The organism is Pseudomonadales bacterium (assembly GCA_024234615.1).
Lineage (GTDB): Bacteria > Pseudomonadota > Gammaproteobacteria > Pseudomonadales > IMCC2047 > JAJFKB01.
In genome coordinates this window covers 725020-748405 of sequence record JACKNY010000001.1, presented here as the reverse complement: position 1 = coordinate 748405, position 23386 = coordinate 725020, and the positions used below count along the sequence as shown (strand labels likewise).

Annotated in this window: 22 protein-coding genes; 13 read left to right on the top strand and 9 right to left on the bottom strand. The window is 47.2% G+C overall.

The genetic code is table 11. The features are described 5' to 3' along the window. Window positions 1–42 precede the first annotated feature (42 nt). Entirely contained in the window at window positions 43–705 is a 663-nt protein-coding gene (locus H6995_03565; protein MCP5214070.1) for a class I SAM-dependent methyltransferase, read from the top strand. Between the two features lie 67 nt (window positions 706–772). Here the strand turns inward: H6995_03565 and H6995_03560 are convergent, their stop codons facing one another. After that, window positions 773–1645, bottom strand: coding sequence for an alpha/beta hydrolase (locus H6995_03560; GenBank protein ID MCP5214069.1), 873 nt, complete (start codon window positions 1643–1645; stop codon window positions 773–775). Beyond that, window positions 1638–3251 (bottom strand): AMP-binding protein, encoded by a 1614-nt coding sequence (locus H6995_03555; GenBank protein ID MCP5214068.1) that lies wholly within the window; start codon window positions 3249–3251, stop codon window positions 1638–1640. The genes H6995_03560 and H6995_03555 overlap by 8 nt, the downstream gene beginning before the upstream one ends. 422 nt (window positions 3252–3673) lie before the next feature. Here H6995_03555 and H6995_03550 point away from each other — a divergent pair, with 422 nt between their 5' ends. Beyond that, window positions 3674–6079: a TonB-dependent receptor gene (locus H6995_03550; protein MCP5214067.1), complete on the top strand. Its 2406-nt coding sequence runs from the start codon at window positions 3674–3676 to the stop codon at window positions 6077–6079. A 23-nt stretch (window positions 6080–6102) separates the two neighbouring features. Here the strand turns inward: H6995_03550 and H6995_03545 are convergent, their stop codons facing one another. After that, window positions 6103–7485 (bottom strand): sodium:solute symporter family protein, encoded by a 1383-nt coding sequence (locus H6995_03545; GenBank protein ID MCP5214066.1) that lies wholly within the window; start codon window positions 7483–7485, stop codon window positions 6103–6105. Window positions 7486–7684: 199 nt separating this feature from the next. Between H6995_03545 and H6995_03540 the strand changes: the two genes are divergently transcribed. The 6 genes from H6995_03540 to H6995_03515 are packed head-to-tail and all read left to right on the top strand — an operon-like array spanning window position 7685 to window position 11598. Further along, window positions 7685–8347, top strand: coding sequence for a TetR/AcrR family transcriptional regulator (locus tag H6995_03540; GenBank protein ID MCP5214065.1), 663 nt, complete (start codon window positions 7685–7687; stop codon window positions 8345–8347). A gap of 24 nt (window positions 8348–8371) precedes the next feature. Next, window positions 8372–8998 (top strand): HAD family phosphatase, encoded by a 627-nt coding sequence (locus H6995_03535; protein MCP5214064.1) that lies wholly within the window; start codon window positions 8372–8374, stop codon window positions 8996–8998. A gap of 55 nt (window positions 8999–9053) precedes the next feature. Beyond that, a complete protein-coding gene (lpxA, locus tag H6995_03530; protein MCP5214063.1) occupies window positions 9054–9845 on the top strand; it encodes an acyl-ACP--UDP-N-acetylglucosamine O-acyltransferase in 792 nt (263 codons plus the stop codon). Between the two features lie 18 nt (window positions 9846–9863). After that, window positions 9864–10403 carry a hydrolase gene (locus tag H6995_03525; GenBank protein MCP5214062.1) on the top strand — a complete coding sequence of 180 codons (540 nt, stop codon included), beginning with the start codon at window positions 9864–9866 and terminating at the stop codon, window positions 10401–10403. Between the two features lie 31 nt (window positions 10404–10434). Next, window positions 10435–10602, top strand: a complete 168-nt coding sequence (locus tag H6995_03520) for a rubredoxin (protein ID MCP5214061.1) — start codon at window positions 10435–10437, stop codon at window positions 10600–10602. 9 nt (window positions 10603–10611) lie between these two features. Then, on the top strand, window positions 10612–11598 hold the full coding sequence (locus H6995_03515) for an oxidoreductase (protein MCP5214060.1): 987 nt from the start codon (window positions 10612–10614) through the stop codon (window positions 11596–11598). 1 nt (window position 11599) lies between these two features. Here the strand turns inward: H6995_03515 and H6995_03510 are convergent, their stop codons facing one another. Then, the gene (locus tag H6995_03510; protein MCP5214059.1) at window positions 11600–12466 is read right to left on the bottom strand and encodes an alpha/beta hydrolase; all 867 of its coding nucleotides are present in this window, start codon (window positions 12464–12466) and stop codon (window positions 11600–11602) included. A 71-nt stretch (window positions 12467–12537) separates the two neighbouring features. Continuing rightward, window positions 12538–13680 (bottom strand): tetratricopeptide repeat protein, encoded by a 1143-nt coding sequence (locus H6995_03505; GenBank protein ID MCP5214058.1) that lies wholly within the window; start codon window positions 13678–13680, stop codon window positions 12538–12540. Between the two features lie 111 nt (window positions 13681–13791). Here H6995_03505 and H6995_03500 point away from each other — a divergent pair, with 111 nt between their 5' ends. The 5 genes from H6995_03500 to H6995_03480 all read left to right on the top strand — a co-directional run bounded on the left by H6995_03500 (window position 13792) and on the right by H6995_03480 (window position 17230). Next, entirely contained in the window at window positions 13792–14523 is a 732-nt protein-coding gene (locus tag H6995_03500; GenBank protein ID MCP5214057.1) for a YceI family protein, read from the top strand. Between the two features lie 117 nt (window positions 14524–14640). Then, window positions 14641–15408, top strand: coding sequence for a hypothetical protein (locus tag H6995_03495; protein MCP5214056.1), 768 nt, complete (start codon window positions 14641–14643; stop codon window positions 15406–15408). A 17-nt stretch (window positions 15409–15425) separates the two neighbouring features. Further along, window positions 15426–16019, top strand: a complete 594-nt coding sequence (locus H6995_03490; protein MCP5214055.1) for a YceI family protein — start codon at window positions 15426–15428, stop codon at window positions 16017–16019. Then, window positions 16016–16210, top strand: a complete 195-nt coding sequence (locus H6995_03485; protein MCP5214054.1) for a hypothetical protein — start codon at window positions 16016–16018, stop codon at window positions 16208–16210. Before H6995_03490 ends, H6995_03485 begins: the two co-directional genes overlap by 4 nt. Further along, window positions 16211–17230: an aminopeptidase gene (locus tag H6995_03480; protein ID MCP5214053.1), complete on the top strand. Its 1020-nt coding sequence runs from the start codon at window positions 16211–16213 to the stop codon at window positions 17228–17230. Between the two features lie 7 nt (window positions 17231–17237). On the opposite strand, the gene H6995_03475 is transcribed toward H6995_03480, so the two are convergent. The 4 genes from H6995_03475 to H6995_03460 form a co-directional block, all read right to left on the bottom strand. Continuing rightward, entirely contained in the window at window positions 17238–18017 is a 780-nt protein-coding gene (locus tag H6995_03475; protein MCP5214052.1) for a hypothetical protein, read from the bottom strand. Between the two features lie 99 nt (window positions 18018–18116). After that, window positions 18117–19127, bottom strand: a complete 1011-nt coding sequence (locus H6995_03470; protein MCP5214051.1) for a PEP-CTERM sorting domain-containing protein — start codon at window positions 19125–19127, stop codon at window positions 18117–18119. Window positions 19128–19403: 276 nt separating this feature from the next. After that, entirely contained in the window at window positions 19404–22130 is a 2727-nt protein-coding gene (locus H6995_03465) for a PAS domain S-box protein (protein MCP5214050.1), read from the bottom strand. 153 nt (window positions 22131–22283) lie between these two features. Next, a complete protein-coding gene (locus H6995_03460; protein ID MCP5214049.1) occupies window positions 22284–23360 on the bottom strand; it encodes an AraC family transcriptional regulator in 1077 nt (358 codons plus the stop codon). Window positions 23361–23386: the final 26 nt, after the last annotated feature.

The window sequence follows — 23386 nt, the reverse complement described above, 5'->3', positions numbered from 1 at the left end:
TTAATTCACTATTCTGTATATATCTACGCGCGGTACGTTTTTATGAGTCACTTCACCATTCAAGTAACATCAGAGCTACACCAATATCTTCAATCCGTTTCCGTCAGAGACAATGATCTGCTCAAAGCATTGCGCGCAGAGACGGCGAAGGAAAAACTGGCACGCATGCAAATTTCACCCGAACAAGGCCAATTCATGGCGTTGCTGATTAAATTGTTGGGGGCACGAAGAACTATTGAAGTCGGTGTTTTCACCGGTTATAGCGCGCTAAGTGTGGCTTGTGCTTTGCCTGAAAACGGCCAAATGATAGCCTGCGATATTGACGAAGGCTGGACCAATATCGCTCAGCGTTATTGGAAGAAAGCGGGCGTTGCTCACAAGATCGATTTACGCCTAGCCCCTGCACTAGAAACGCTAGACAATCTGTTGTTGGAAGGCCAGCAGGGTCAATTTGATTTTGCCTTTATCGATGCGGATAAGGAAAACTATCAGAACTATTACGAGCGTTGTTTAAGCTTGATTCGCTCCGGTGGTCTGATCGCCGTCGACAATGTGCTTTGGGGAGGCAGCGTCATCAAGCCGGAAAAACAGGATATAGACACCGTCTGTATTCGCACCTTTAATGAACAATTGTTGCGCGATGAGCGCGTCGATATCAGTTTGATCCCCATCGGCGACGGCTTGACCTTAGCGCGCAAGCGGTAATAGGGATATCTCAAATCCGCAACATGACCGCTTCCCCGAAAGCAGATGGCGCTTAGCAGGTTATAAATTAGCGAAATTCACTCTCGATCTTTTCTAAAAACCTATCGATGGCGGCAATTGCCTGCGGTTCATCCAGCATCGGCGTATGTCCTCGATTGGCGATTTCTGCCAGCTGCAAATCCGGTTTGCGCCGCTGCATTTCTTCGACGCAAGCTTTGCCCAGAATATCCGAAGTTTCCCCACGCACGACTAGGCAGGCAGTGTTTTTTAGTGCTTCGAAAGCAAACCATAAATCGGGCGAAACTGCCTGCGTTTGTGCTTCATTCATTGGCACCGCAATGGCTGGATCGTAATTTAGCACCGGGATGCCCTCGTCGTTTTCACGATAGAGTTTACGGGTAAAATTACGCCAATCCTGTTCACTATAATCCTGTAACGCAGCACCGTTAATTGCACGCGCCTGAGCTATCGCTTCATCCCAATTCGTCACCGGAGCACCTTTACCGACATAACCCTGAATGCGGGCAATACCCGCCGCTTCGATTACCGGGCCGACATCATTCAACAGCACGCCTTTAAATTTTCCCGGTAACAGGCTCGCCATAATCATGGCCATCAAACCGCCCATGGAAGTCCCGACGAGCACTAAATTATCAAGACCCAGCTGCTGAATCAGATTGAACATATCCTTCACATAAGTGCCGGGATGATAATTAGTCGCGACGGGATCATAGTCCGAGCGACCACGGCCCCGCTGATCCGCCACAACTAAGCGAAAACGCGGGTGTAAATGACGACACAGTGTTTCAAAATCTGCTGAATTACGGGTCAGCCCATGCATACAAAGGATATTGATTGAAGAGTCCTTATTGACATAATCCCGGGCGTAAAGCCTTAAGCCATCTTCCGATTGATACCAAACATCCTGATAATCAGTCATAAATTTTTTCTCCGTACTCCCGGCGCAATTCACGCTTGAGTATTTTTCCGTTAGGATTGCGTGGTAATGCGTCGATAAAAATCAGGTCAGCAATACGTTGCTGCTTACCGACGCGCTCATTGCACCATTCCAGAATTTGCGCGGATGAAAACGCTGAACCCAACTCCGGCACGACAAATGCAATCGGTGTTTCTCCCCAACGTCGACTCTCTGCACCGATCACCGCCACCTCGTTGACAGCCTCATGCTGAACCAATACTGCCTCAATATCCTGTGGGTAAATATTTTGGCCACCGGACAGAATCATGTCCTTCTTGCGATCGACAATATAAAGATAACCCTGCTCATCGATACGTCCGATATCTCCCGAACGTAACCATTCTCGTCCGGCCTGATCCCGCCAAATCGAAGCTTCCGTTGCATCGGGTCGATTGAGATAACCGGGCATACTGATCCTTCCCCGCGAAACAATTTCTCCGCTCAATCCTGCTGCTACTTCAGCGTCGTCATCATCAATGATTTTAATATCCGTACCGATCAGTGGTTTACCAACCGACGTCCAGCGTCCTTCAGCTTCTTCCGGTTCGAGCGTCGTGATAATACCTTCGGTCAGCCCGTACAGCTCGATAATACCGCAGGGGAATACTGCAAAGATCTCCTTTTTTAAGGATTCAAACAACGGTGATCCACATGCCATCATCGCCTGCATTGACGAAATATCATGGGGTTGCTCGCGATAAGCCTCAACCACCCGCTGAAACTGAATCGGTACCATGGCGGTATGGGTAATGCACTCGCGTTCTACTGTTGCCAAAAACTGCTTGGCGTCAAACTGTTTGTGGATAACCAGAGTACCACCCGCCAATACCGTCGCCAACATCGCTACCCAGGAGATATTGGAATACAAGCCGATGGTAAAGAGTGTTTTCGCCCCACCGTGATAGCGCAATGCAATTGCCAAATCATAAGCCCAATCACGACGTCCTTGATGGGTATGCACAATACCTTTCGGTGAGCCGGTAGTGCCAGAGCTATAAATCACATTCAGATAGTCACTCGGATGAATCGCTACATTAGGGAATGTAGACGAGCCGGAAGCAACAAACTCCTCATAATCGAGCCAACCTGAAAGAATTTCTTCTTCTAAGTTTCCACGCGCCAGGATACGGTTTGTACAGAGCTGGCTTGGCAATTGTGCACGAATGGCTTCAACACGCTGACACTGATCGCAGGTAACCATGATAAATTCAGCAGCCGCATCCTCAATCATATTGGTAAGGCCTTCATCTGACACCGACAAATTGATGGGAACTGAGACGCCGCCCGCTGTCATTATGCCAAATAGCGCTTCCAGCATCGGCAAGCCATTGCTCATGAGTACGATAACGCTATCGCCGGTCTGCAACCCTCGATCGATCAAACTATTAGCGACAGCATTTATGCGCTCACCAAATTGCGTCCAACTCAAACGCTGCTCGCCGCAAATTGCCGCCTCCTTATTCGCTAACCATTTACTATGCAAGGCCATAATTTCTGGTAACAAGGGGGCCGGAGCCTGTATTGATTTCACGCGGACTGTCTCCAAAAAAAGCAGGGAATCACTCATCTTAAATTCAACGCTTGTTGAAATTTTAATCTACATTATGCAAGGACTATTAAAATGTCAAGCCACAAGTACAGCCTGCCAAATTAATTTTCACTTTTTGTCTCAGCATTTATGGTCAATTGACCCGCTTAACTCAGGCATATTTAACTTCAAGCTTTACTCGATAGTCTTTTTGATGTGTCCTTTTGTGAGCCAACAGAAAAAAGGAAAGTCATGAATAATTTGCTATAAAACTTGACATTTCAACAAGCGTTGAATATCGTTCCTTGTAAATTTTCAACAAGCGTTGAATATTTTGAGTTAGAGTAGATGCCTTTGGCGCTCAACGAAAAGCTGCGGATATCTACTTTTGCGAGGGGGGCTTCGCTACAGAAATCGAGTAGCAAGCGAGTTAACATATCAGGCTCGAACACGGGTGCATTATGAAAAATTCACATTTCAGCAAGAAACCACTTGTCATTTTTATTGCTACGGTCAGTATCGCAGCAATTGAGCCAGCTGCCAGCTGGGCCAAAGAAGCCGGTAACGCCAGTCTCGAAGAGATTATTGTTACCGCGCAAAAACGCGAACAAAACCAGCAGGAAGTGCCTGTTTCTATTACGGCCTTCAGTGCTTTAGAACTCGAAAATAAGGGTTATACAAGCATTATCGACCTGGAAAAAAGTTCACCGAATACTCAGCTACGCGCGAGCCGGGCTACGAATTCAACCTTGACAGCTTATATCCGTGGCGTTGGCCAACAAGATCCACTTTGGGGATTCGAACCCGGCGTGGGCGTGTATGTTGATGACGTATACTATGCTCGCCCCCAAGCTGCCGTACTGGAGGTATTTGATGTCGAGCGCATCGAAATATTACGCGGTCCCCAGGGTACTCTGTATGGGAAAAATACCGTAGGCGGCGCCCTGAAATACATCACCAAAAAAATGAGCGGCGATGCCACTGCCAAGGTAAAGCTTGCGGTGGGTTCTTATAGCCAGCAGGATGTTATGCTCTCCGGTCAATTACCCCTGATCGAAAATCAACTCTATATCGGCGGTGCTGTGGCAAAGATGGATCGCGACGGTTATGGCGACGTCGATACAGGTTACGATATTGCGACGGGTGTTTTTACCGATAGCGAAGAAAACTACGAAAAAGACGTGATGGTTTACCGTATTAATGTTGAATACACACCCACTGAAAAATTATTTTTACGTTTCGCGGCCGATAAGACAGACGATGAATCCAATCAACTTTGCGGTTCTCAATCCAGCCAAACGTTGTTGACCCATCCCGCGACCGGCTTACCGTTTCTAGCATCCAGCGATCCATTCGATGGCGCTTGCGGTACTACGCACAAATCCAATGTTGAAAACGAAGGCTTTTCTATTACCGCGCAGTACGATATTAGCGACGCACTTTCCATAAAATATATCTACGCCGACCGCGAAGGTGAAACCCAACAGTTTATTGATTTTGAATCGACCCCGTTAGATGCCTTTGATGTTCCCGCCAAATATTCGGATGAGCAACAATCGCATGAATTCCAGGTCAATTACACGGCTGACCGTTTTGCCCTGGTAGGTGGTATTTACTATTTCGAAGGCAATTCAGCTGGCGCTTTTGATGTAGTTTTAAACGGCACCCCCTATATGGATGGTGACCATTTTGATCTAGCCATTGGCGGTGATGTGGATACAGAAAGTTTATCCGCCTACTTTAACGGCAGCTTTAATCTTACCGATACCATTACGATTACTGCCGGCGCACGGGTGACCAAGGATGATAAAAACTCCAACATTCAGCGCATTTCCTATAACACCTCGCAATCTTTTCCCTATAGCACCACCCAGGGCTCTGGCTTTACCTTTGGCGATCCAGCCAATGATATTTTTCTCGGCGCATCTACTGACATCAGCGATGATCAAGCCGATGAAGAGTGGAGCGAAGTCAGCCCGTCCATTAAGGTCGATTGGAAAATCAACGAAGATATCATGGTCTATTTGAGTTACGCCGAGGGCTTCAAATCCGGTGGTTTCGATATGCGTGGCAACGCAGCAACCAACCCGAATGTAGCAAACGGCTATGACCCAGAAACAGTAGAAACCATAGAAGCAGGTATCAAAAGCCAATTATTCAATGACCGCCTGCGTCTCAACGTGACCTGGTTCGAAATGGATTATGAGGACATGCAACTGACCGTGCAAACAGCTCAACCTGCACCGGTTTTCTTCTCATCCGATGTGGTAAATGCCGGTACCGCCGAAATCAAAGGCTTTGAAATCGAAGCCCTGGCGCAAGTCACTGAAGCATTCAACATTGCATTATCAGTCGGCCATATGAACGCTGAGTTGATTGAAGTTATTTCAGCTGGCGTCGATGTTTCCAGTACGTGGGAAATGCTCAATGCGCCGGATTGGACCGGACAACTCGCCCTAAGCTATGACCTGGATCTCGGTAGCGCGGGTACGCTGGCAATCAATACAGCAGCCTCCTTTCGCGACGCCTCACGTAACTTTAATAATGTGACCTGTAGCTGTGACCAAGATGACTCCTACACATTATGGGATGCCAGTGCCAACTGGCTTTCTGTTGATGAGCACTGGCAGATCAGTTTATACCTGAAGAACATTGAAGATAAGGAATACAAAACCGGTGGTTACAACCTTGGATCGGTGAACTGGCTTTCTACGGCCCACCCAGAACATGGACTTTGGGAGTTTCCTACCAGTTCTAATATCACCCGCAAAAAACCAGAGGGGGCTTACCAAAGCCCCCTTTTTTTGTCTTGTGAATTGTTATCGATTAGTTATCGGCCAGCTATTGAAAATAAGGGACAAATATAAGGGGCTACTTGAGTGGAAGTATTCTATTTCACCATTTTAGGCGCTACGGATTCTGTCATAAATTGTCGCAGCCAGAGTGATATCAATCCCAGCCCCAGCGAAAATAGAATCGCATAACTAGCCGACACCGCCGGATTCGCAACACCCATAAGCAGATTGAGAACAAGATGGATGCCAAGCGCGGAAAATGCACACATAGCAATAATCCATAGCGGTAATTCGCGTTTCATCATAACACCAAACAATAGCGGCACCAGCGATGCTGCCGCCAACCCATAAACACCCTTTTGCGCGAATAGCCCAACCAGTTCAGGAGGATTCCACGCCAACAACCCGGCAACAATACCAACCAGCACCAGTACAATACGCGACAGTAACAGCCCATGCTGACCACTACTACCGCCGAACAGGGGCTGATAAATATCATTGACCACCATTGCCGACAAAGAGACCAAAATTCCATCAAGTGTGCTCATACCGGCAGCGAGCAAGGTGATAAAAATAAAGGTCAAAATATATTGCCCCCAGGCTGAGCTGGAAAATTCAATGAGCAAATATTCCGTCACTACTCGATCCTGGCTCGATACGTCCACCCCTGCCATTTGTGCATAAAACCCCAACATCAGCATCAGCGCAAAGCAAAAGCCAACCACCACTGTAGTAAGAATGAATTTGCTGATATCCCCTTCATTGCGCAGATACAGGGTTTTGGTCAAAATATGCGGCTGCAACATCAGGGCAAAGGTAATAATAAAACCACTGCCAAATACCGAGAAAAAGTCGTAATAGAGATTGCTATCCGGGTTGTATACCTTAGCGTAATTGGCCCCCAGCTGTTCAAGCGAGGCAAAGACGCCAGAGTCGAAATACTTCAGCCCATTAGCAAATAAGAACAGACTGATACCCAACATCATAATACCCTGCAAGGTGTTGGTATAAGCATGCGCGTAGGTACCGCCCATGAGCACGTAAGAAAATACAAAGAGCAGAATCAGTACTAAGGCTGTCTCCCGTTGGATACCAAAAAGACTCATCATCAACAGGCTGCATCCCACTAAAATCAGCACGACAAACGTAATAGAGAGCAAATTGATAAAAGCGAAAAACAAACTAAAACCACGATGCTGATAACGATGGTAAATCCATTCAGGAATAGTTAACGCACCATGTTGATCTCCTAAGCGCAGAAATCCTCGAGTCAGGGTTAAGAAAGCCACTAAGATGCCTGATGATGCCGCCACACCGTAGTGCAGGAAGGCTGAAAGCCCATGGATGTAGACAAACCCCGGGTTGATCACAAAGGTGGCGGTGGAAGCGATCGACGCGGCCAAGGTAATGCCGATCAAATAAGGGTTCATGTCTTTATTACCAATCGAAAACCCGCGTAAATCCTTGGTACGCCGCATACCAATCCAGGAAAGAACAAAAGTGGCAATGACATACAGGCCAACGACAAGATACTTAAACAGTTCTGGAGACACCTTCTTCGACCTCTATATCAGTTGTGGTATGATGTGAGAAACCCAGTTTTCAACATTTGTTGAATTTTGTCAACAAATGGTTCGTGTCTGTATCCCAGATTCAGCAAAACTTTTGGAAAACCCGATGAACGACCCTAAAAAGATTTCAAAAAAAGACCGTATTCTTGACGCTGCGGAAGCGCTCTTTGCTCGCCATGGTTTCGATGGCGTCACCATCCGCCAGATAGCAGCTCAGGCCGAGGTGGATGTTGCGCTGGCCAGCTACCACTTCGGCAAAAAGCGCGAACTGTTTGATGCGGTATTCCTGCGCCGCGCCGAAATACTCAACGAAGAGCGTCTCGAAGCTTTACTCAAGTGCCAAGCCGAATCAGGCTCGCAAGGGCCCAGTGTGGAACAGATTATTGAGGCCTTCCTGCGACCGCTCGAAATGGAGCAGGAGAGCGCCGATCCGGGTTGGAAACACTACTTGGCCCTCGTTGCCTATATCAACAACTCTCCCATCTGGGGCAAGGAATTGATGAGTAAATATTTTGATCCTCTGGTAACGCGCTTTATTGAAGCACTTAAAAAAGCGTTACCCGAAGCCAGGGATGAGGATATTTATTGGTGCTATCACAGCCTCTCAGGAGCACTTACGCTTACCTTTGCGCAAACAGGACGTATTGATAAGCTGTCCAAGGGGCTTTGCAAATCCACCGACTTCAAGGCCGCCTACGACCACATGATTCCCTTTATCGCTGCTGGCTTTCAGCGTGTATGCAGCAATCCTTCACCCCATAATCATTAACCAAAGAGAAGCGAAAAGCGTTAAATGAATCAAACTAAGTTAAAGCCTGCCACTATTAAAAATACTGTTTTTGATCTCGGTGCCGTACTCTTCCATTGGAATCCGGAAGCCATTGCACAAGAATTTGCAGAAGATGTCACCCAGCGGCAACTGCTCTTGGATCAAGTGTTTCATCATCAAGATTGGAAACGCCTGGACTTGGGGGAAATAACCGAACGCCAAGCTATCCAGTCTTTTGCCAATAACACCGGATTACCACTCGCCAGGATGGAAGCACTGATCGACAGCATCAAAGCTTATCTAACCCCAAAAGAGGACACTGTCGCGTTACTCCTAGAATTACAGCAACAGGGGCACCGGCTATTTTGCCTATCGAACATTTGCACAGAAATATACCAGCACGTCGCCACGCGCCATACCTTCTTTGATGCGTTTGAAGATGTGATTGTTTCAGCCGAAGTTAAGCTCGCCAAACCCGATCCCAAGATATTTCAATACATGCTAAAGCGCTTTAATATCTTGCCGGAAGAAACACTTTTTATTGATGACATGCCTGCTAATGTAGCTTCTGCGAGCAGCCTCGGTATCCAAGCGATCCAATTTACAGAAATAGCCGATTGCCGACGCGCAATTGCGCGCATTATTGGTTAGACTTAATGGCGTTATCATTAACCCCCAGTCAATCCTTAGGCCAAATATCACAGACATGACATCCTCCGCTATTCACCCCACTGCCCTCGTCGCAGCCTCCGCCAACATTGGCGAAGGAACCAGCATTGGCCCTTACGCTATAGTTGGCGAACAGGTAACTGTCGGCGAGAACTGCCAACTCGATGCGCATGCAATCATCCACTCACATGTACGCATGGGCGCACACAATCGCGTTCATGCCCACGCTGTGCTAGGGGGATTGCCACAGGATCTCAGTTTCCAGTCAGAAACGGTTAGTTGGGTCGAGATAGGTGACCACAACGAATTCCGTGAAGGCGTCACGATCAGCCGCGCCACCAAGGAAAACCAAGCCACCCGTATCGGTAATCACTGCTACTTCATGAACAATGCGCATGTTGCGCATGATTGTCTGGTTGGCGATAACAATATCTTTGCGACCAGCGCTACCCTCGGCGGTCATGTCGAGGTGGGTGATCGAGTGTTTTTTGGCGGCGGCGCCATGGTGCATCAATTTTGTCGTATTGGCTCCTTCGCCATGATCGCAGGCGTGATTGGTATTCGCAAAGATGTATTACCCTATATGCTCATCGGCGGCACGCCGGTACGGCATTACCGCCTCAATAGCGTTGGGCTGCGCCGTGCCGGCATTAGCGGAGAACGTTATAAGGCGCTGTCCCAAGCATTTCGCTGCCTCAAAGAAAATAAACCCTTGTCCGGCATCATTGAAACCGTAGAAACAACCCATTTACGAGATTGGCTCGGCGCCAGCTCAAAACGTGGTATTTACGGCTTTATAGATGCCAACAGGGTAAAAGATGTAGATTAACTCACCCGCAGGTTTGATATGTTAGCACCGGAAAATTCACTGTTATTAATAGTCGACGTACAGGGCAGGCTCGCCACTCTGATGCATGAACGTGAACTCTATTTAGCCAACCTTAAAATTATAATCCAAGCCGCCAAAGTCATGGATATCCCTATACTTTGGACAGAACAAATTCCGAAAAAATTAGGCGCTACTCTGCCGGAAATTACCGAACACCTCAGCGAATTAAAACCCATTATAAAAACTTGTTTTAGCTGCTTTGGCAATGACGAATTAGTGCAAGCACTCGCCGCCAGTGGCCGGAATCAAATATTGCTCACTGGCATCGAAACTCATGTCTGCATTTATCAGTCTGCACTGGACTTAATTCGCCTACAAAAAGAAGTTCACGTCGTGTGTGATGCCGTGTCCTCACGTATTTCGGATAACAAGCAGTTGGGTTTGGCGAAAATGAAAGATGCTGGTGCCCACTTGACCAGCACAGAAACCTGCCTATTTGAGTTAATGAAAACTGCGGAGCACCCAAAGTTCAAGCAGGTGGTCTCTCTATTCAAATGAAACTTCTCAATAACACGGGTCCAAGCAAACCATGAAAAAATGGCAATGTATCGTCTGCGGCTGGATTTATGATGAAGCCAAAGGCTGTCCTGAAGAAGGCATAGCCCCAGGCACCACCTGGGAAGATATACCGGAAGATTGGCTATGCCCTGACTGCGGTACGGGTAAGAAAGACTTTGAAATGATCGCCATGAGGTAACCAGCACCAATGTTTAGAGCACTAGTCGTCAACAAAGTGGGTGGCCGGCATAGCGCCACTTTTGAAAACTGGCAGGAAGATCAACTTCCAAACAAGGCCGTGCTGGTAAAAGTGGATTACTCCAGCCTTAATTTCAAGGACGGACTTGCCGTCACTGGCAAGGGGAAAATATTGCGTGACTACCCGATGATACCGGGTATCGATTTGGCGGGAACGGTAATCGAATCTAAAGTCAGTGAGTTTGCCGCAGGCGATGATGTAGTGTTAACCGGCGCTGGCCTAGGCGAAGATTATTGTGGCGGCTATGCCCAAAAAGCACAAGTGGATGCCGATGCTCTCATCAAACTACCGCCAACTCTTAGCGCGCACAATGCGATGACCATCGGCACCGCTGGGTTCACTGCGATGCTTGCCGTGGCCGCGTTACAAGAAGCCGAGGTCACCCCAGAGCAAGGGCCTATCATAGTCACCGGTGCGGCCGGTGGCGTTGGCAGTATTGCGATCGCCATCCTCGCCAGACTCGGTTATTCCATCACGGCTGTAACCGGCCGCGAACAATTACATCAATACTTACGAGATTTAGGTGCCACGGATATTATTAGCCGAGCGGAAATGGCTCGGAATGCGCGCCCGTTGGAATCACAAAAATGGGCTGGCGCAGTAGATAATGTTGGTGGCCAAATCCTAACCAGAGTTATTGCCGAAACCAAGAGCAATGGTTCGATAGCAAGCTGCGGCCTTGCCGCCAGTCACGAGCTACATACCACTGTCATGCCCTTTATTTTGCGTGCTATTAAATTATTAGGGATAAACTCTACGCTGGTAACACGACAACATCGCTTGCATATGTGGAGCCAGTTGTCCGATCTTTTTGATACCTCTTTTTGGCAAAGTATCAGTGAAACTATTGGCTTTTCGCAAATTCCCGAGTATGCGGAAAAAATCACCAATGGCGAAATACGCGGGCGCGTCGTGGTGGACGTTAACGCCGAGTAATTTATTCCAAAAATTTATTTACGACCTCCATAAACAGCTCAAACTGATCGTGATGCACCCAATGTCCGGCACCAGGGATATTAACTGCCTGTGCGTTTTGGAAGAATTTTATGCGGCCATCTTCTACCGGATCGCTCGCCCAACTCTCCTGTCCCCAGACCAGTAATAACGGACAAACGATGTTTGACCATAATTCACGGCTGTCCTTTGCGGACATATCAAAGGGTGGGTGCACCCCGACATAGGGATCATACTTCCAGCAGAACTTACCCGCTTGATTTTTACGAATACCGCAGAGCGCCAGATGGCGCGCTCGCTCTTCCGATAGATGGCCATTCGCCTGCTGCATACGCACTATAGCAGTCTCCTCTGTGGCAAACTCTCGTAGCGGTTTTGTCGCCAGACGCTGAAACTGTTTCGCCAAGGATTGCATTTGTTCAGCAGTGCTCATCGCCGCCTCCTTTGCCAGCATCGCAGGTGCCGAGCCCAGGCCTTCAATACTCACTAGCTGACTCACCTTTGCTGGGCAAACTCCGGCATATTTGGTGGCGATACCACCGCCTAAAGAATGGGCAATGATGCTTAGCTTTTCCAATTTTAACTGATCGACCAATTCCATCAGATCATAGACATAGTCGTACATACTGTAGGCATTACCGATCGCCCAATCGGAGTCACCATGTCCACGTAAATCTGGCGCGATAATATGGAATCTAGGGGCTAACTGACGTGCCACCCAGTCCCAACTGCGGCAGTGATCCATGCGACCATGAATTAATAATAATACCGGAGCGCCCTCATTACGCCATTCGACATAATGCAATTTTAATCGTGCGGAAATATACTGATTCGAGGTCGGTTCAAGCATGGCTTCGCCTTATCCTTGAAAGAGGGTTTGCAGTGTAAATGATGATACCCTGCTGATAAACAGGTGGCACCTCAAATATTAGGCGCAACCAGCTCACCTAAACCCTTGCTATAGACACTCCTTAACACTGGGTCAGGAGCAAGCTCCTTCGCCCGCTGATAACTATCTTCCGCTTGCTCAAGCTGCCCGGCTAAATAAAATGATTTCGCTAGCGCAAAATGTAAGCGGTGCTCATTGTCCTTATGACGAATGGCTTTTCGTAAGATTTTGATCGCCTCCTGATAGCGCATATCCACCAAGGCTTTTTGGCTCAGCATCAACAGATAATAAGGATTATCTTGCCGATAGGCTTCAACCTTTTTCAACAGTGCTTGCGCCTTGTCTTGGTAACCTTGCTGAGCATAGAGGCTGGCGAGATTACTAATCGCCATTAAGGCTCGACTATTGATTCTCAGGGCTTGATGATAGGCCCAGATCGCCTGTTCGGGCTGGCCATTGCGATTGTAAAGTACACCGAGATTTGACCAAAGGTAATCCGATCCGGAATCAGCGTCGAGCGCACGCTCAAAATACCCGAAAGCGGTAGCAATTTGATTGCGCAAAAGTGCTTCCACACCCAGGTTATTATAGTACTGAGCCTTGGCGTATTGATCAGAAACAATATGCTGATCAATACTTTCTCCCACCCGCCTACGACCAATATCAACAACATAATCTCCAGATCGGAGCCGCACCAGTACATTGATATGTTTGGCTAGCAAATACGCATTGTTTTGCTCATCCCATTCCGGTACAACTCTCGCATCCTGGTAATAGGCTGTTAGTCCCGCTTCACGCGCCAGAGCAATGAACATGTTGGTAAAGGCCAGACAGTTACCCGCCCCTTTTTCAAACGCCCGTTGAGCGGTTAAAGTTTGGCCAGCATCATACTCAAAGCCTAACATACCCGGATGCACCACCGCCTGCGTCAATAATCTGAGCCTCTGCTCAGGACTTTGCTGACGATTGACATATTTTTCGACAAAGCGTTTCATTTCTGTGGAAACCGCTAAGGTATCCTGTTGGGGCACCGTTATGGTTTGGATATTTTTTAACGCAGGGAGAACACCAGGCGGCGCAGCCGGGTAAGTGGCACAGCCTGCTAGCAGGAAACTCAATAGCGCGCATAGAAATAAACGATCAGCGCGCTGCATCTTACTTATCATGCTGATCATAACGCTGGTTGGCTAAAAAATTTTATATGCCGCACATGAACGTCTTAAGCTAAACTCACTGAGTCTAGTAATTCTTTCGATAACAAATCAAGGAGTTAGTGCCCTAACACTATGTCACTCCAGCTTTCATTCCGGACTTTTCTATTCACAAGCCTCGTTCAGGTTTGTATCGTCGGTTGCACCACCGGCCCTACTCCGCAGGCCCAGCGAGAGCCATCGCCGCTTTTCACCAAAGGCGAATTACCATTTCCAAAAACGACACAAACAATTTACCTTAACCCAAAATCAATCCATATTGCCCTGAGAGTATATGCGGGAGGGCATCTCGCAAAATTCGGGCATAACCACATAATCACCGCGACGCAGGTCCGCGGCATAGTCAAACTACACCCGGAAATAACCAAAACAGGTTTCACCCTTATTTTCCCTGTTTCCGGTTTAGTGGTTGATCAACCCGCAGTGCGAGAAATGGCCGGGCCGGATTTCGCTAAAGCCGTCAGCGAAAAGGATCGGCAGGGTACGCGCCGTAATATGCTGGGCTCGAAAGTGCTGGACGCTGAAAATCATCCTTTTATTGAAGTTACCGCGCTGCAGCTTTCGGGAAAGCCTCCGAACGTCAGCGCAGAGATCGCAATCATTATCAAAGGGGTGACGCAGCGTCTAACTACGCCAATAACCTTACGTCAAAGTAACGGAGAGATCATCGCCATCGGCCATTTAAAATTATCCCAGCAGGCCTTTGGCATCACCCCGTTCAGTATTCTCGGAGGCGCCATCGCCGTGCAGGATGGGATAGGTGTAGACTATCGCTTAAGCTTCCAAGCACAATATGGAGAAGATTGACCGACTGTTAAAATCACCTAATTATGTGCTTAATTACATCACGGGTGGTTTTTCCAGATGGGCCTCGTTAGAATAAACAGCCTCTTTTATCAGCCTTAAAATAACTGGGAGTCAACCTTGCGTCATTTCATTATTGTGCTTAGCCTAATGTTCCTCGCTTCCTGCGCATCAACCGTTTCGGTTGATAGCGATACACTATATCGTTATCAGATAGATGAGGACGCTACTAATCAATCTAAACTCAAAAAAATAGTGATCGCCAGTGTTAACTACGCACAGGAAAGTCCCTCTTACCTGCGCTATGAAGAATCTCGCGTAGATACGGTGGTTGCTAACTATTTACAGGAAAACGGCTACGAAGTGGTCACCGGAAATCAATTTGATACCGTCTGGGCTAACGCCATTGACCAACATGGTGACTATTATGACCGCACTACTGCTAGCTATCGACGCGATCGATTCAATCAGATTTTAGGCGACTCTCTTACCGAGCTAAAAGATAAATATGGGGTCGACGGCATTCTGTTTACTGATCTCATCGTTCGCAAAGTTAATTTCTCCTATAAATCACCTCACTATGCCGCCTGGGATGGTGTCAAAAGAAAACCTCGATTAAAAGGCGGCAACGGTGTCCCTCGCGACTACAATTGGGCTAAAAGCTTCCGCGTTTCCTCCATTAGTCTGACGTTATTCCGCTCTGACAAAAAATTCCTTTTCAATAGCGTTGGCGGTATCGAAGTCATCGATAATTTGAACATGAAAACCGGAACGCCTAAAGCAACGCGCAACTCTAACCTATTTGACGACGAAGACATGCTGGAGGAAGGAATCAAAATTGCCTTTCATCCCTTTATCCCAATGCTTGATTACCCAGGTAAAAAATAGCACTCCAAAACTCTGCCATGAGGTATCTATCCACATTTCTGACTATCTTTTTCAGCGTTATTTTTCCAGCCCTCACAGTGGCCGACAACTGGCAGGTAGACTACCCGCAAAGTAAGCTGGAATTTATCGCCATACAGGAAGGCAGCCCTATGAGGGGTAGCTTTAAACACTATCGTGCCGATATTAACTTTGACCCTCAACGGCTGAGTAAAAGCCGCTTCCAAGTATGGGTTGAAACCAGTAGCGTGGATACCGGAGCGGACGAAAGAGATCAGATTCTTCGCTCGGCAGAGTTTTTTGATAGCACTCGCTGGCCGCAAGCAGAATTTAAGACCACCAGTATCTCGCATCTACAGGGGGCTCGTTATCAGGCCCTGGCCCTGCTCAGCATTCGCAACATTGAAAAGCCTCTGCTATTTCCATTCAGTTTAGAGATTATTAAGGAACCACACCAATCAAGACTAATGGGTAATGGCCAGATTAGCATCAACCGCTTTGATTTCGATATGGCTCAGGGTGATTGGGCAGATACCAGCCTGTTAGGGAAAACTATTACAATTGAGGTCACTATTCAAGCTACACGTGCATCTACGGTGGAGGCAACTCAATGAGCACTTGGACTAAAAATGAATTTGTCTACGAATGCGCAATGCGCGGATTTCAGGGCAGCATGGCTAATCCTAGCCAACACTCTTCCATTGCTTCTCTGGTTCGTGACGCTGAGCGATTATGGGACGAATTGCAGGAATGGGAAGTGTTGCAAGAGCAAAAGCAACATCCAACTGAACGCCAGGCCGATTAGTTGAATTACCGCAACACTTCCTGGCTTTTCATTTTATTACTGGTGTTAGGCTTAAGTGGCTGCGAGACGCTGTCATATTATGGTCAGGCTGTCGATGGGCATCTAAGGCTGTTACGCCAGAGCAAAGAGGTTAGTCATTATATTGCATCCGTAGATACGCCGACTCAGTTAAAAATCCAGCTGAAAAAGGTTATGCAGCTACGTGTCTTTGCCGAAGAGCAGCTGCTGTTACCTGTCAATAAGCAATATAGCCGCTATGTTTCACTTGATAGAAAGTATGTTGTTTGGAATGTCTTTGCGACACCAGAATTTTCCCTGCAACCCAAGACTTGGTGTTATCCCATCGCCGGCTGTACCAATTATCGAGGCTATTACGCCGAACAAAATGCCCGCAAATACGCCGCAAAATTAGTTGCGCAGGGCTATGATGTCTACGTCGCCGGTATCGCCGCCTATTCCACTCTGGGCTGGTTTAGAGATCCAATTCTCAGCAGTTTCATCCAACGTTCGGATGCAGAACTCGCCAATCTGCTTTTTCATGAATTGTCTCACCAGCTTCTCTATGTAAAAGACGACACTGTCTTCAATGAAAGTTTTGCTACTGTGGTAGCGCAGGAGGGGGTGAAACGATGGCTACAGCAACAGAATAACCCCACAGCCTATCAAGATTTTCTAGAAGATCAGCGGCAACAACGGGAATTTATTGACCTAGTGATTAGTTATCAGAAAAAACTGGCGACACTCTATGCGTCAAGCGCAATAGACAGCGATAAACGAATCCGGAAAGCCACTTTAATCGCGCAACTCAAACAAGACTACCTGGCGTTAAAAACAAGCTGGGACGGACAGTCCGACTACGACCACTGGTTTCATCAAGAGATTAATAATGCGCAGCTAAGCACGGTATCGACCTACTTTGATTTGGTTCCTGAATTAACTGCGCTGCTCTCGGAAAATGATGATGATCTAGCCCGTTTTTATGCTGCCTCCAGGGCGCTGGCGGAACAGCGAGGCGAGTAAGAATGGGCTATGGCTTCACTAAAATCGCGCGCATCAGGCACTGCCAGCCATTATCGGCTAACGCTTGTTTACCGGAAAGAAAAAACATGGAGGGCTGTTCAACAATTGGCAGTTCAATCTCCAGTTCGACAGAATGTCTCTGACCAACCCGCTGTTGTTTAGCCGCATGAATAATGAATTGATCATCAGAGCGATCAACGCTTAGTGTATCGGAACGCGCCTGCAACAGTGACAACTCTCTACTCTCGTTGGTGCCCGGACTTCGGCTAAAATAGAGCGTCGACACACCATCACTCATAAGAGTAATTCGCACTTTCTGCCCCGACTTGCCCCATATACTTTCCTGCGCAAACCAAAGTTCGGCAACATTGCAGGAGCCGTTGATTCCCTTAACACTAATGACTTTCTGCTCTGCTACCGGCAGTTCAGGACGTTGTGGGCCATTGAGCAGGCCGAGCCGCGCTCCTGAATTCTGTTTAAACTGTATCAGCCTTTCGCCGACAACCGCCTGCGCATCAACACAGCGCGTAGCCCCCGCCGCCACCACCCATTGCAGGAGGGGTTTAGCATCCACCACAGGCCAACGTCCTACCTGGATTTCACTATCCACAGATGTTCCATTTGCAACGCAGTATTGCGCTTTGCCTGCCTGCCAATACTCCTGTACAAAAATATCACTTTGCCAATTTATCCCTAGGGGAATCTTTTTAGCATACAACGATGATGCGGGCGCTAAGCTCAGGAAAAATACGCCGATCGAACCCAAAATAGTAAGCAAATTACGCATCGCTTCCCTTAAAGTAAAAGAGCCAACAAAATTGTCGGCTCTTTTATGACATCCCATCACCCAACTAATTTCAGGCGATGACTGCCCGCAGCATGTAATTTAAGAATACTGACGACGACGTACACCCAACAACAGCAACCCAGCTGTTAGCAGATAAATAATAGCAGGTTCAGGAACATCATTGGTCACAGTACGGCCAAATTCGCTATAACCGATATCACGGAACATACCGACTTCCACAGCGCTGATAGTGCGTACACCTAAGCCATCGATGGTTTGAGCTTCCATCATATAGGTGCTGACATTACCAGGAATGGTGTAACAGGCGTCATCCATATGCGAGCCGGAACTTCCACCTTCCCAAGGATTTGGGGAGTATATTTCAACTGCATTACCACCGTTTGCAGCCATCGCATTCGCACCAGTAAAGAGTAAACCTGTACCACAGGTGCCTCCTGCTACGGAAACAGCACTCCAGCGAGCCCCGTCCAATGCAAAGGTAACATCGTTAATCAGGTCACCGCTAGCGTCCGCGATAAAGTTATCAAAGGGCGTCCAGTTACCGGTTGTCCCAGCAGCATTACCATATGCGTCATTACCGTTTTGCTGGATTTCCGATGCAAAACCTAATGCGTGTAATATCTCATGTACGGCGGTAGAGAAAAAATCAAACTCTCCGGCCTGGAAATCATTCCCTAATTCCCAAGCAAAATCTTCGAAATTCCAAGTGACTGTGCCATCCGCAGCTGATGCATTCGGATCGGCTGCATCGCCACCAAGAATTTTTCGCTGCACGTCACCGGCATTACCAAAACCAGAAGCACCCACCGAATTAAAATTTGACCCGGCCGCAGCAAGCGTACTATTACCTGTCTCCGCACCATTCACATCCATAAAGATATTTGCTGTATAGCTAGTAAGAAAGGTGCTGATATAGTCACCAGCACTTTGCAATGCACCCCTTCGATCAACGCCGGTAGAACCAGCTGCATTGAAACCAATACCCGCTGCGTCAGTATAGTTAAAATTAAACATCACCGCCGAATGGGCGGGTGTGCCAATACACATTGCCAGTGTTGCCGATGCACATAAAGTCCTAATTAATTTCATGCAATTTCCCTTGTCCTATTTAGATTAAGATGACTGAGCCGCTCCTTAAAAAAAGCAATGCCAGCCTGGATAAAGCAAGCTTCATGCCGGATTACAATTATTGTTTATTTTCAGCAAGTTATATTGCTATATCATTGGGTTAAACATTCGACTGTAAATATAGCCAACAGTTGGCGTGAGCAATAACTTACACGTGGTTTGGGCAGTAGCGGACAGGATATTTCTTTGGATTTTAATAAGGGTAAAACACGACAGGTAATAACCAATCAAGACATTTTAAAAAAGCCCAGCCGGAGCGCTCTGCTGGTCATCCTCAGCATCGTCGCCTGCTTGTGTATTCACCGGTAATCGAATGATGAATTCCGTTCCTTTTCCCAATGTGCTTTCCACGTTAATACTGCCGCCATGATTCTTTACTATCACCTTATGCGCAATACTCAAGCCCTGGCCCGTACCTTTGCCCACTTCTTTGGTAGTAAAAAATGGATCGAAGATTTTCGCCTTGACTGACGCTGGCATTCCGGCGCCATTATCTGCAATACGTATCTCAGCAAAACCATGCTGATACGCCGTGCTAACGCTGATAACACCTTTCTCTTCACCTTTCTTGGCATCGCCAATAGCGTGCGCGGCGTTCACAATAATGTTCAACACCACTTGGTTGATTTCACCCAGTTCACAGTTCACCAGCGGTAGACTTTCATCGAAACTGGTCTCCACTTGCGCTACGTATTTCCATTCATTGGCAGCTACTGTGATCGTGCTTTCTATTGCTTTATTCAAATCCGACGGCGCTTTTTCTTTCGATGGATGTGAAAACTCTTTCATTGCCCGTACGATCTTCGCCACACGCGCCACACCTTCCAGACATTGCTCTATCGCCAGCGGTATTTCCTTCTGCAAATAGCTGATATCCGCTGTTTCCAGCAACTGATTAATTTGCTCTTTCGATACTTCGCCTGGGGGTAACGCTTCCAGCTTTTCGATCAGCTTACTTACATCGCCATGGGCTTCCTTCAAAAACTTGGTGTTATCCCCAATGTACTGGATGGGCGTATTAATTTCGTGGGCGATACCGGCTGCTAATTGCCCGATCGACTCTAACTTTTGTGCACTCTGGAGCTGCTGCTCTAATGCTACCCGCTCGGTAATATTGCGTTTCACTTCAATAAAGTGCGTCACCTTGCCCTGGGCATCTCTGATCGGTGATATGCTGACGTCTTCTTCCAGTATCATCCCATCCTTAGTTTGGGTACGCACTCGTCCAGACCACATCTTGCCGACATTCACCGCTGCTAAAATTTCCTGCTGTGCCGATAAGTCCGAGTGGAATCGATTTAGCTCCATCGGGGTTTTACCCAATACTTCTTCCTTACTGTAACCCGACTGCTGTTCAAACATGGCGTTGACGTACTCTATTTCCAATTTCTCGTTGGCAATCATGATACTTTCAACCGCATGTTCCATCGCCGCTGTCAGTAAGCTGCGCTCATGCACTTCACGCTCCAGATCAACGGTACGCCGCTTCACCATGCTGTCCAGATTGGCATTTAAATGGCTCAGCTCATCAGTTTGTTTTTGCAGGGCTTCTTCCGCTCTGGTGCGCTCTTCGATTTCTTTGTGCAACTGTGCGAACTGTTCGTCAATCGTCTCCTGCAAACGCATAAATTCCCGCGACAGACTACCTACTTCATCTTTGCGGTTGGCAAAATCTGCAAAGAACGCTTGAGTTCGTTTTAATTTCCATGAATGTGCAGCTAGCCCTAACTGTTCTAATGGACCTGAAACCTTACGTCTCACGACCATAAAAAGGACGATAAATTCGACCACCAACAGAATAGCTCCCAACACCAATACAGTGCGCGCTAAGTAGAAAGCCTCCCGCGAAATCAAGCTGCGCGGATACTCGGTAATCATAATCCAGCCCATTTCACCCATTTGCGTCGCTACCAGATAGCGGTCAAAAGCCTTATCCTCAACGACTACTGTGGCTATTTTATTTTGTGCAGTGTTAGCTATTGGCTGCTCTACCTGTTGTTTGCGAATCAACCTATAAATTGTTTTGAGATTTTCATCTCCGGACTGATCAATCGCAATAGCGTTGCCACTCTCAGCGATAAGTCCCATGTATTGCGGATGTGAGATTAACTCCCCCGTATTGGTAATGAGCATGTTAATTGCACCATCGGGATGGTTTCCAATAGTGCGCGCCATCAGCTCATCAAGATAGATATCATGGCCAAAATTTCCCACAAATTGATTATCGATATAAAGCGGCATAATACTGCTCACCATCAATTTGTGACTGGTGTCATCCAAATAGATCGAAGTCCACCTGTTTTCGCCTGACGGATTGTATTTGGGCGTACCTACCAAATAATAGGGCTTATCCATATGAGTAAAGTCAGCGGGTAGTCCTAAAATAAATGACTCTTCATACCAAAGTACTGTTGAGTAGTTTTCGGTGCCGATAAAATAAAGATTGGGGAACCGATTCCGCCATGCCAACCCGTATTTTGCGACTAGCTTGTCGGTCACTGTTAGAGCACGTTTTGCCTGGGCGCTAAGTTCAACATTTTTGGCAATAAAAATCTGTGTCTCGCTGTGTGTGTCAAAGTCCTCAGCACGCGTTCTTCGGGTTCCGTCAGCCAACAACTCAGTGGTATTTTGGATATATCGATCCGACTCTTCTAAAGAGATTTGCTGAAACTGTTCAATCGTATCAGCTTTGAGAGTCGCTAAGTTATCTTCCGCCAACCGAAAGATTTCCAATTCATAATTAACCCTCTGCTTTGAAAATAGTGCAAGCTCGTCAAGTTGCTGCTGTTTGATAGAGGCAAAGAACAGCGCATAAGCTAGCAGGGTTGTGATTATAATTGCCAAGGTGATGGGAGCCGCAGAACTGCGTAGCGCAACGGCTGCCAAGGAGTGCCTTACTTTAACGCCAGCATCGCTAACTGGTTCAGAATTCCAGTTTTCTAGTTTTTGAACTGCTTTATTCATAACAATACACCACCACCCCATCGGCTTCAGCGCCATGGCGCAAAGGATACTCCTTTCAGTATAGTAGGGGTTTGCTAAAACAGTAATGAACCGGACACACTAAAACATCTGCTAATGTCAGCAAACATCAAAACGGATTATCGTCATATTAAATCAATCGAAGATCTTAGTGTTTTCGCTAAATTTCTTACGATAATCTCCCGGAGTAGCACCGACTGATCGTTTGAAGGCATGTCTAAAGTTGGTCGTATCGCTATAGCCAATACGTGCGGCAATCGCATCAATCGTTAAGGCGGTTTTGGCTAGATATTTCTGTGCCAGTTCTGCTCGCAGATCAGCTACCACCTCTCTAAAACTAATACCACGTTCGGCCAGACGCCGCCTTAATGTTCTTGAAGTAATGTTGAGGCGAGAGGCGACCAGTTCAGCACTAAGGTCACCATCCAAATTCTCAAATATTATCTTACGTACAGTAATTAAAAGCCCGTCACCTTTACAAAGCTCATTCAACTCCTGTTCACAGGCCTTGAGCAAAATCTCTAAACCAAAGGGGTTACTACGAGGCAGTGGATAATCAAGCCAGGATTTCTCAATGACATATTCGTTTTCCGGCTGGGAAAATATGACGGGGCAACCAAGCAACTCGGTGTAAATTGACGCATGTGCGGGAGCATCATAAGTAACTCGCGCCTCTTTGAACGTAATGTTCTGCTTCCCAAGCATATCTCGGAACAGGGCTAGCACAATACCGAGCTGAAATTCGATATTGAAGTGAAACAAACTAGGCACTTTTAAGAGATCATTAAACCGCAGGTAAGCCAGCTCGGAGTTCGTAGACTCCACCAACTCCATCCGCACCGTGCGTGTCACCATACCGTGAAAATTTATTGAGAACATCAACGCTTCACGTATGGTGCGATAGCTGAGCAAGGCATGGCCATAAATACCATAGCAGGAAGCGTTAATTTGCTTACCTACCTTAAGAGCGATGGCCGGGTCGTTTGAATACTTTTGTACATTGGCGTAGACCCTGATCAGATCCACCATGGAAACACGTGTTTCCGCTTGCTGTAGCAACTCCACCTTTAACGCGGTATCAGCCAATACCAAATCTGGAGCCACACCCTGCGCCAGCATAGCTCGTACCAAAAAATCTACTTTATAGGCTGGCCTGACGCTATATTTATAGCCTTCCAGGTCTTCGAGACTAGTTTCTTTCCGGTCTGGCAAACTTAAGCCTCCAGTGAAAAAAAGGC

Bases quoted from the DNA above. Each gene is read 5' to 3' on its own strand.
- H6995_03565 (MCP5214070.1), top strand. From the start codon at position 43: ATGAGTCACTTCACCATTCAAGTAACATCAGAGCTACACCAATATCTT.
- H6995_03560 (MCP5214069.1), bottom strand. From the start codon at position 1,645: ATGACTGATTATCAGGATGTTTGGTATCAATCGGAAGATGGCTTAAGG.
- H6995_03555 (MCP5214068.1), bottom strand. From the start codon at position 3,251: ATGAGTGATTCCCTGCTTTTTTTGGAGACAGTCCGCGTGAAATCAATA.
- H6995_03550 (MCP5214067.1), top strand. From the start codon at position 3,674: ATGAAAAATTCACATTTCAGCAAGAAACCACTTGTCATTTTTATTGCT.
- H6995_03545 (MCP5214066.1), bottom strand. From the start codon at position 7,485: ATGCGGCGTACCAAGGATTTACGCGGGTTTTCGATTGGTAATAAAGAC.
- H6995_03540 (MCP5214065.1), top strand. From the start codon at position 7,685: ATGAACGACCCTAAAAAGATTTCAAAAAAAGACCGTATTCTTGACGCT.
- H6995_03535 (MCP5214064.1), top strand. From the start codon at position 8,372: ATGAATCAAACTAAGTTAAAGCCTGCCACTATTAAAAATACTGTTTTT.
- lpxA (MCP5214063.1), top strand. From the start codon at position 9,054: ATGACATCCTCCGCTATTCACCCCACTGCCCTCGTCGCAGCCTCCGCC.
- H6995_03525 (MCP5214062.1), top strand. From the start codon at position 9,864: ATGTTAGCACCGGAAAATTCACTGTTATTAATAGTCGACGTACAGGGC.
- H6995_03520 (MCP5214061.1), top strand. From the start codon at position 10,435: ATGAAAAAATGGCAATGTATCGTCTGCGGCTGGATTTATGATGAAGCC.
- H6995_03515 (MCP5214060.1), top strand. From the start codon at position 10,612: ATGTTTAGAGCACTAGTCGTCAACAAAGTGGGTGGCCGGCATAGCGCC.
- H6995_03510 (MCP5214059.1), bottom strand. From the start codon at position 12,466: ATGCTTGAACCGACCTCGAATCAGTATATTTCCGCACGATTAAAATTG.
- H6995_03505 (MCP5214058.1), bottom strand. From the start codon at position 13,680: ATGATCAGCATGATAAGTAAGATGCAGCGCGCTGATCGTTTATTTCTA.
- H6995_03500 (MCP5214057.1), top strand. From the start codon at position 13,792: ATGTCACTCCAGCTTTCATTCCGGACTTTTCTATTCACAAGCCTCGTT.
- H6995_03490 (MCP5214055.1), top strand. From the start codon at position 15,426: ATGAGGTATCTATCCACATTTCTGACTATCTTTTTCAGCGTTATTTTT.
- H6995_03485 (MCP5214054.1), top strand. From the start codon at position 16,016: ATGAGCACTTGGACTAAAAATGAATTTGTCTACGAATGCGCAATGCGC.
- H6995_03475 (MCP5214052.1), bottom strand. From the start codon at position 18,017: ATGCGTAATTTGCTTACTATTTTGGGTTCGATCGGCGTATTTTTCCTG.
- H6995_03470 (MCP5214051.1), bottom strand. From the start codon at position 19,127: ATGAAATTAATTAGGACTTTATGTGCATCGGCAACACTGGCAATGTGT.
- H6995_03465 (MCP5214050.1), bottom strand. From the start codon at position 22,130: ATGAATAAAGCAGTTCAAAAACTAGAAAACTGGAATTCTGAACCAGTT.